Below are 8,706 nucleotides of genomic sequence, written 5' to 3'. Positions count from 1 at the left end.
GTCGCCCTTCTGGAGCAGCTCGATCGAGATGTTGTCGGGCGAGCGGATGAAGGCCATGTTGCCGTCGCGCGGGGGGCGATTGATGGTGATGCCGGCCTGCATCAGCTTCTCGCAGGTGGCGTAGATGTCGTCGACCTCATAGGCGAGATGGCCGAAATTGCGCCCGCCGGTGTAGGTTTCGGGGTCCCAATTATAGGTCAGCTCCAGCGTCGGGCGCCCGCGCGAGGCGCCGGCCTTCGCCTCGGCGACATCGTCGGAGGCGGCGAGGAAGACCAGGGTGAAACGGCCCTTCTCGTTCTCGATCCGGCGGGTTTCGACCATTCCGAATTTGGTGACGTAGAAATCGAGCGCCTGATCGAGATCGGTCACGCGCACCATGGTGTGGAGATATCGCATCGTTCGTCCTCGTGGGGCTTGAAGCATCGCGCCGCTCCCGATGAAGCGGGGCGCCGGCCGGGGCGCCATACAGGACGAGCCCGCCCGCCAAGGCAAGCCCGGTCAGGTAGGAGACGCGAGCCGGGCCATGGGGTTCCGGGGCGCCGCCGCAGGGGCTAGAGATAGGATTTGCCCGCCACGCCGCATTCGCCGGGGTCACCATGCGTAACGAAGACGCTCCGCTCATCCGGCTGGAGGATTACCGCCCATCCGACTGGCTGATCGACACGGTCGATCTCGACATCGCTCTCCATCCGACAGCAACGAAAGTGCGTGCGCTGCTCTCCCTGCGGCCGAACCCGCAAGGGCGCGCCGGTGCCCCCCTGATTCTCGACGGCGACGAACTGGCTCTCAAGGCCATCGCACTCGACCATGCGCCGCTCGCCGCAACGGATTACGAGGCAGGCCCGCAGCGCCTGACCGTTCATGCGCCGCCGCAGCGGTCCTTCACGCTCGCGATCGAGACGCAGATCGACCCTTCCGCCAACACCAAGCTGATGGGGCTCTACCGTTCGTCGGGCGTCTATTGCACCCAGTGCGAGGCGGACGGCTTTCGCCGGATCACCTATTTCCTCGACCGGCCCGACGTGATGAGCATCTATACGGTGCGGCTGGAAGCGGAGAAGGCCGAGGCACCGGTGCTGCTCTCCAACGGCAACCTCGTCGCCGCAGCGGAACTGCCGGGCGGCGATCGGCATTTCGCGGTCTGGCACGACCCGCACCCCAAGCCCGCCTATCTCTTCGCGCTGGTCGGCGGCGCGCTGGACCATGTCAAGCAGGATTACGTCACCGCCGAGCGGCGCAAGGTGGAACTGGCGGTCTATGTCGAGCCGGGCAAGGCGGGCCGCGCCGGGTGGGCGCTGGACAGCCTCGTGCGCTGCATGCGCTGGGACGAGCGCGTCTTCGGCCGCAACTACGATCTCGACGTGTTCAACGTGGTCGCCGTGTCCGACTTCAACATGGGGGCGATGGAGAACAAGGGCCTCAACATCTTCAACGACAAATATGTCCTGGCCGATCCGCAGACCGCGACGGATGGCGACTACGCCTCGATCGAGGCGATCATCGCCCATGAGTATTTCCACAACTGGACCGGCAACCGCATCACCTGCCGGGACTGGTTCCAGCTGTGCCTCAAGGAAGGCCTCACCGTCTTCCGCGATCAGGAATTCTCCTCTGACGAGCGCTCGCGGCCGGTAAAGCGCATCGCCGATGTGCGCACGCTGCGCTCGACGCAGTTCGCCGAGGATGCAGGGCCCCTCGCCCATCCGGTGCGGCCGCGAGCCTACAAGGAGATCAACAACTTCTACACGCCGACCGTCTATGAGAAGGGCGCGGAGATCATCCGCATGCTCAAGGTGCTGATCGGCGAGGCGGCGTTCGGCCGGGGCATGGATCTCTATTTCGCGCGCTGCGACGGCACGGCCGCGACGATCGAGGAATTTCTCGCCTGCTTCGCCGAAGCCTCGGGCCGGAACCTCACCCATTTCGCACGCTGGTACGAGCAGGCCGGCACGCCGACCATCGTCGCCTCGGGCCGCTACGATGCCGCCGCACGGCGCTACACGCTGGAGCTGGCGCAGACCACGCCGCCGACGCCCGGCCAGCCCGACAAGGAGCCGATGGTGCTGCCGGTGCGGCTCGGCCTCGTCGGGCAAGGCGGCGATCTGCCGCTGAAGACCGATGCTCCGGCCTATCTCGGCGACGGGCTGCTGCTGCTGGACAGCCCCTGCCTCTCGGTGACCTTCGAGGATGTCGGCGAGCCGCCGATCCCCTCCCTGCTGCGCGGTTTCTCGGCTCCGGCGCGGCTCGATCTCGACCTGTCCGATTCCGATCTCGTCCGGCAATTCGCCCGCGACAGCGATTCCTTCAACCGCTGGCAGGCCCTCCAGAGCGTCGCGACGCGCGCGCTCGTCCAGACCGGCCGGCTGCAGGCGGACCGGGCAGCCCTCGCCGTGACGGCCGCAGAGCTCGGTCATGCGCTGGCAGGCTTTCTCGAGCGGGACGCGCTCGCCGACCCCGCCTTCGCGGCGCAGGTTCTGCGCCTGCCAGCTCCGGCCGACATCGCCCGCGAGATCGGGCGCGATGTCGATCCCGACGCGATCTTCGCCGCGCACCGCGCTCTTTCCCTCGCCCTCGCCTCGGCGCTGAAGCCGCAGCTCGGCCCGCTGCGCGCGGCTCTCGCCGGCGCCGGCCCCTTCAACCCTGATGCCGCCTCAGCCGGCCGCCGGGCGCTGCGCAACGAATTGCTCGGCCTCACGGCGCTGGCCGACCCCGCCGGAGCGGCGGACCAGTGCGCGGAGCAGTTCGAGACAGGCGACAATCTCACCGACAGGCTGGCGGCGCTGGCGGCGATGACGCTCGTCCCCGGCGAGGCCCGCGAGAGCCTGATCGAGCGTTTCGCCGCCGCCTATCGGGGCGAGCCGCTGGTTCTCGACAAATGGTTCATGGCGCAGGCCCTGATCCCCGAGCCGGGCACGCTGGAGCGGGTGAAAATACTGATGCAGCATCCCGCTTTCTCGCTGACCAACCCAAACCGCGTGCGTGGGCTGATCGGCGGCTTTGCCGCCAATCTCACGCAGTTCAACCGGCTCGACGGAGAGGGTTATGCCTTCATCGCCGATATCGTCGTCGCGCTCGACCGCGCCAACCCGCAAGTGGCCTCGCGGCTGCTCGGCTCCTTCAAGAGCTGGCGCATGCTGGAGCCCGTGCGGCGGCGCCTCGCGCAGGAGGCGCTGAGCCTCGTCGCCCGTACGCCGGGGCTCTCGCGCGACGTCTCGGACATCGCCGAAAGAGCGCTCGCCTGAGGCGTTAACCGGCGCCGGCCGCAAACATTAACGTTTCATTACGCGCGCAGGATTCATTCCATAACCACCACAACCTTAAGGAGAATTCTTCACTCCTGACTCAACTCAAGGCTGGACAATCGGACTCGCCCGGATTCAACTGACAGTGATTCGCGGGGATGCGGCACGTCTCCCGATCTTGCTGACGGTACAGGTTTCCGAAGGGGGAGCGGGCATGTCGCGTGCCAACGCGGAGTGCACATCTGTGCGCGCCGATACGATTCTGGGTGTGGCTCGGTCACTGACGCATCCGCTCTATCAGCGCTTCGAGAGCTTCGAGCCGAGCTTTCGCAGGGCGATCCCCCTCCTGGTCGGCTTCTTCATCGTCATTCTCGGTGCTGGTGCGCTCGTGCAGACCTCGGCGCTGCGCGACGATGCCCTGCTGGACGCGGCGTCCGATCTGGAGACGCTTTCGGCCCTGATCGCGCGGGACCTCGAAGGCGGCAGCCGAGCCGGGCAGGCCCCCGGCGCCGTCCTGGCCTCGCTGGCGGCCCGTCATCTCTCGGACCAGGGCCGCGTGGTCTATGTCAGCGGCGCGGATGGCCGTCTCATGGCCTCCGAGCCCTCCATCGGCGAAACGCCGCGCAGCCTCGTCGATTTTCTCGGCCCCTCACAGCCGCTCACCGTCTTCGGCGACCGGGCCGGCGTGATGCGGATCGCACTCCCCGGGGGACAGGAAGTGCTGGCGACCGTGCGCAACCTCGCCGCCCCGCTCGGCCAGGTCGCGGTGCTGCAACCGGTTTCGCGGGCCCTCTCGCTCTGGCGCGAGCGCAGCACCAGCCTCGGCATCCTGTTCAGCGCCGCCGGGCTGGTCCTGGCCGTCACCACTCTGGCCTTCCTGCTGCAGTCCAAGCGCGCCAGCGCGGCCGATCAGGATTGCGACTGCGTGCGCGAGCGCATCGACACCGCCCTGAATCGCGGCCATTGCGGATTGTGGGATTGGGATCTCGCCCGGGGCCGGATCTACTGGTCGGACTCGATGTATGCCCTGCTCGGCTACGACCGCGCCGGCGAATACATGTCCTTCGGCGAGGTGACCGGCTTCATCCATCACGAGGACGTCGATCTCTACGCGGTCGCCGATGCGATCAGCCGCGGCGAAGCCAATTATCTCGACCAGGAATTCCGGGTCCGCGCCGCGTCCGGCGAATGGATCTGGCTCAAGGCCCGTGCCGAGCTCGTGATCGACCGGCGCACCCGCTCGCGCCATCTCGTCGGCATCGTGGTCGATATTTCCGAGCAGCGCCGCATGGCCGAGCGCACCGCCACCGCCGATGCCCGCCTGCGCGACGCGGTGGAGGCCATCTCCGAAGCCTTCGTGCTCTGGGACGGCGACAACCGCCTCGTGCTCTGCAACGCCAAGTATCAGCAGCTGCACCAGCTCCCTGGCGATCTGCTCGTTCCCGGCACCGGCCATGCCGAGATCATGGCCGCGAGCATCCAGCCCCAGATCGACCGTGAGCCGGTGCGCTCGCAGCGCGGCTCCGCCTCCTACGAAGCGCGCCTTTCGGATGGCCGCTGGCTCCAGATCAACGGCCGCCGCACCAAGGATGGCGGCTCGGTCTCGGTCGGCACCGACATCACCAAGCTCAAGCAGCAGGAAGAACGCCTCACCCAATCCGAGCATCAGCTCCTGATGCATGTGACCGATCTCAAGGCCTCGCGTCAGAAGCTGGAAGCGCAGGCGCAACAGCTCGCCGACCTCGCCGAGCGCTATCTCGAGCAGAAGGCCGCGGCGGAAAGCGCCAACCGCGCCAAATCCGAATTCCTCGCCAATATGAGCCATGAGCTGCGCACGCCGCTGAACGCCATCATCGGCTTCTCGGAGATCATGGAGAACGGCCTGTTCGGCCCCCTCGGCGACAAATACACCGATTACGTCAAGGACATCCGCTCCAGCGGCGGCTATCTCCTCGGCATCATCGACGACATCCTCGACATGTCGCGCATCGAATCCGGCAAGATGCGGCTGGAGCGCAGCGAGGTCGCCATCGGCCCCGTGCTCGAAGAGGCCGTCGCCAAGGTTCGCCCGGAGATGGAGCGCAAGCAGCTCGTCTTCTCGCTGGAAGGCCCGCTCGACACCCGGCTGGAGGCCGATCCCCACGCGCTCTACCAGATCCTCGGCAATATCCTCGACAACGCCGCAAAGTTTACGCCGGAAGGCGGGCGGGTCGCTGTGCGCACGCGGCTGGTGCCGGGCGCGATCAACATCTTCATCGAAGATACGGGCATCGGCATCCCCAAGGAGAAGCTGGAGCGCGTCGGCCGGCCTTTCGAGCAGGTCGAGGGCGATCTGGTCCGCAGCTACAAGGGCTCGGGCCTGGGTCTCGCCATCGCCCGTTCGCTGGCCGAGATGCATGGCGGCTCGCTCAGGCTCCGCTCGGCCATGGGCGCCGGCACGATCGTGATGATCCATCTGCCTCTCGACGGCGGCGCCGGGCGTGTCATGCAGCAGGCGGCTTGAGGCTTCTCAGCCCTTCCGGGCCTCGCCCAGAACGCGCGTGAAGATCGTGCGGACGGCGACCCTGACCTCGTCCAGCTCGGCCTTCAGCACCTTTGCATCGGGCCGGCCGACCGCCGTGGCGACGCGCCGCAGGACGCGGGCCGGCACCAGCTTGACGTCGAACGCCTCCTCGACCGTGAAGCGCTGCCAGAGCTGCACATCGCTGATCAGCCGGTGCGCCTCGCCGAGCGCCGCCGCATCCGCATCCGACAAAAGCCCCGCCTTGCGCGCTTCGACGAAGACGGCGCCCGTATCCTCGGCCAGGAGCGCCGGATGATCGGCGGCATGAGCGAGCACGAGGAACTGCGCCAGAAAATCGAGCTCGGTCAGACCGCCGGCGGCGAGCTTCAGGTCCCAGCCGTCCTTTTCCCCCTTTTCGCGCGCGATCAGGGCGCGCATCTCGGCGACCGCCGTTGCGACGCGGGCCGGATCGCGCCTTCGGCTCAGTATGGCGCGGATCGCGGCGGCGGCGCGCTCGGCGAGTTCCGCATCCCCCGCCACCACCCGCGCGCGAGTCAGAGCCATCTCCTCCCAGATCTCGGCCTCACCGGCGTGATAGGCCTCGAAACCGGCGAATTGCGTCGCCGCCGGGCTCTTGTTGCCGGAGGGACGCAGCCGCATGTCGATCTGATAGAGCGTGCCGCGCCGGGTCGGCACCGTCAGCGCCGCGACGAGACGCTGGGTGAAGCGCACATGCCAGGTGACGGGGTCGAGACTTCTGGCGCCGTCGCTCGGACCGGCATCCTCCGGCCGGTCGTAAAGCAGGATGAGATCGAGGTCCGAGGAGGGGGTCAGCGCCCCGGCGCCCAGCCGCCCCAGGCCGAGGACCACGGTCTGAGCCCCCGCGATCACCCCGTGATCGGCCGCGAAGGCCGCCCGCGTATCGGCGAAGGCGATCCTCAGGCAGGCCTCGGCCACGGCCGCATAGGCCTCGCCGGCGGCCGGGGCGCCGTAGACGCCGGAGAGCAGCCGGGCACCGACCAGAAAATTCTCCTGCCGGGCCGCATCGCGCAGCCGGTCCAGACCGTCCTCGACGCTAGGGGGCGGCTCGCCGACATGGGCCCGCATGCGCCGCTCCAGCGTCGCTGCGTCGAGATCGGCCGTACCGAAGGCGGGGTCGATGACCCCGTCCAGAACATGCGGATGCAGCGCCGCCACCCTGGCGAGGCGCGGCGCACTGCCGAGGATCTCGGCGAAGAGGGTCAGCAGGGAATCGTGGGAGCGCAGCAGCGTCAACAGCTCGACGGCCGCCGGCATGCGGATGAAGGCATTGTCGAGATGAGCGAGCGCGCCGTCCGGATCGGCCGTGCGGCCGAGCGCCACGAGCAGGGCCGGCGTCAGTTCGGTCAGCACCTCGCGGGCGCGGGCGCTCGTGACGGCGGCGCGGCGGCCGAAATGCCAGCCGCGCACGGTTTCGACGGCCGCCATCGCATCCCGAAAGCCGAGCTTGCGCAGGGTCTCGAGCGTCTCCGGATCGGGCTCGGAGCCGGTGAAGCTCAGCGTCCCCGCCTCCGAGGCGAGGCTCGGCCCCTCCTCGAAGAGCAGAGCGTAATGGCCTTCGATCCGGCGGGCGTGGCCGGTCAGCGCCTTGCCGAAGGCGGCGGCGCTGGTATAGCCGCAGAAGCGGGCGAAGGCGCCGAGCTCGCCGGCGGCCTTGGGCAGAGTCTGCGTCTGCTCGTCGTCGCGCATCTGTAATCGGTGCTCGACGGTGCGAAGCCAGCGATAGGATTCGGAGAGTTCGTCGCGTGCCTGCGGCGTGATCCAGCCCTCGCGCGTGAGTTCCTGGAGCATGTCAAGCGTGCGCGGCCCGCGCAGGGCCGGCCGCCGGCCGCCGAAGACGAGCTGCTGGGTCTGGACGAAGAACTCGATCTCGCGGATGCCGCCGCGCCCGAGTTTCACATTATGGCCGGCGACCGCGATGCTCTCATGGCCCTTCACGGTCTGGATCTGCCGCTTCATCGCATGGATGTCGGCGATGGTGGCGAAGTCGAAATATTTGCGCCAGACGAAGGGGGCAAGATCGGTCAGGAAGCGCCGGCCGAGCGCGATGTCGCCGGCGACAGGGCGGGCCTTGATCATGGCCGCGCGTTCCCAGTTCTGCCCGACCGTCTCGTAATAGGCATAGGCACTGGGCAGGGAGACCGCGACATGGGTCGATGCCGGGTCGGGCCTCAGCCTCAGATCGACGCGGAAGACATAGCCGTCCGGCGTGCGCTCCTGGATGATGCGGGCGATCTGCTGGGTGAGCTTGACGAAGAAGCTCGACGGCTCGGCGACGCCCGCCGCCTCCGCCGCTTCGGGATCGAAGAAGACGACGATGTCGATGTCGGACGAATAATTCAGCTCGCAGGCGCCATGCTTGCCGAGTGCGAGCACGACGAGCCCCGAGTCGCGGCCGGGATCGTCATGGTCCGCGAGCGCGATGCGTCCCAGATCGGCCGCCTGGCGCAGCACATGGTTCGTCGCCAGCCGCACGGCGGTGTCGGCCGTCGCGGTCAATGCAGAGGTGACGGTCTCGACATCCCAGACGCCGCCGATATCGGCCAGCGCGATCAGCAAGGCCATGGCGCGCCGGAGACGGCGCAGTTCGCGCATCAGATCCGCCGTCTCGCAGCCGGCGCGCGCAAAGGCCTCGATGCCGGCGAGCAGCGCGTCGCGACGCTGCTCGGGCGCCTCGGCCAGGCTGGCGAGCAGGCCTCGCGGATCGAACCGCATGATCTGTGTCAGAAACGGAGAATGGGCGAGGATCCCGGCGAGCAGCGCGGCGCTGGCGGGATGGGCGGCAAGATGCGCAGCCAGTTCCGCAGCCGCCTCCTCGTCGCGCAGACGCTCGATCAGCTCGCGCGCGATCAACGCATCGGCCTTCATGCGGGCCGGCAGCACCGGCGCCGCGGTCAGGCGTTCGCAGAGCGGCCCGGACAT

Annotated in this window: 4 protein-coding genes; 2 read left to right on the top strand and 2 right to left on the bottom strand. The window is 68.3% G+C overall.

The genetic code is table 11. The features are described 5' to 3' along the window. The coding region (locus ACOJTB_RS09955) for a VOC family protein (protein ID WP_420102372.1) at positions 1 to 396 on the bottom strand (396 nt) is incomplete at its 3' end. A 200-nt stretch (positions 397 to 596) separates the two neighbouring features. Here ACOJTB_RS09955 and pepN point away from each other — a divergent pair. Next, complete coding sequence (gene pepN / locus ACOJTB_RS09950; protein WP_420102371.1) at positions 597 to 3,242, top strand: aminopeptidase N; 2,646 nt, start codon at positions 597 to 599, stop codon at positions 3,240 to 3,242. A 214-nt stretch (positions 3,243 to 3,456) separates the two neighbouring features. Beyond that, positions 3,457 to 5,745, top strand: coding sequence for a PAS domain-containing sensor histidine kinase (locus ACOJTB_RS09945; protein ID WP_420102370.1), 2,289 nt, complete (start codon positions 3,457 to 3,459; stop codon positions 5,743 to 5,745). Between the two features lie 6 nt (positions 5,746 to 5,751). Here the strand turns inward: ACOJTB_RS09945 and ACOJTB_RS09940 are convergent, their stop codons facing one another. After that, complete coding sequence (locus ACOJTB_RS09940) at positions 5,752 to 8,706, bottom strand: bifunctional [glutamine synthetase] adenylyltransferase/[glutamine synthetase]-adenylyl-L-tyrosine phosphorylase (RefSeq protein ID WP_420102369.1); 2,955 nt, start codon at positions 8,704 to 8,706, stop codon at positions 5,752 to 5,754.

Origin of the sequence: Allobosea sp., assembly GCF_048595345.1 — a bacterium.
Taxonomy (GTDB): Bacteria; Pseudomonadota; Alphaproteobacteria; order Rhizobiales; family Beijerinckiaceae; genus Allobosea.
The sequence above is the reverse complement of the archived record's forward strand: the minus strand, read 5'-3'. Positions and strand labels throughout refer to the sequence as shown.